The organism is Streptomyces anulatus (assembly GCF_000721175.1).
Taxonomy (GTDB): domain Bacteria; phylum Actinomycetota; class Actinomycetes; order Streptomycetales; family Streptomycetaceae; genus Streptomyces; species Streptomyces anulatus_C.
Map to the genome: position 1 here is coordinate 1 of NZ_JOEZ01000117.1, position 581 is coordinate 581.

A 581-nucleotide genomic window follows, 5' to 3' on the forward strand; every position below is an offset into this window, starting at 1 on the left:
TGTCCTGAGTCGTTAATTCGTGTGCAGTATGCGGCGAGGGTGTCGAGGATGTCGTCGGCGGTCTTTGTCCAGATGAACGGCTTGGGGTTCTTGTTCCACTCGTTGATCCAGCCGCGGATGTCCCGTTCGAGTTCGACGACGCTGCGGTGTGTCGAGCGGCGGAGTTTGCGGGAGGTCAGCTCGGCGAACCAGCGCTCGACGAGGTTGAGCCAGGACGCCGAGGTGGGGGTGAAGTGCAGGTGGAAGCGAGGGTGACGCAGCAGCCACTTCTTGACGGGCTCTGTCTTGTGGGTCGCGTAGTTGTCCAGGACCAGGTGGAGTTCGAGGTGCTTGGGGACGGCGGCGTCGATGACCTTCAGGAAGCGGAGGAACTCCTGGTGGCGGTGTCGGCGGTAGTGCTGGGCGATAACCGACCCGGAGGCGATGTCCAGGGCGGCGAACAGGCTGGTCGTGCCGTGCCGGACGTAGTCATGGGTCATCCTCGCCGGCACGGTCGGCGCCATCGGCAACACCGGCTGCGTCCGGTCCAGGGCCTGTATCTGCGACTTCTCGTCCACCGCCAGGACCAGGGCGTTCTCCGG

Annotated in this window: 1 protein-coding gene; it reads right to left on the bottom strand. The window is 64.7% G+C overall.

What is annotated here, in order from left to right; genetic code table 11:
• On the bottom strand, nucleotides 1-581 hold a 581-nt coding region (locus IG90_RS0138760), incomplete at both ends, for an IS630 family transposase (protein ID WP_030596137.1).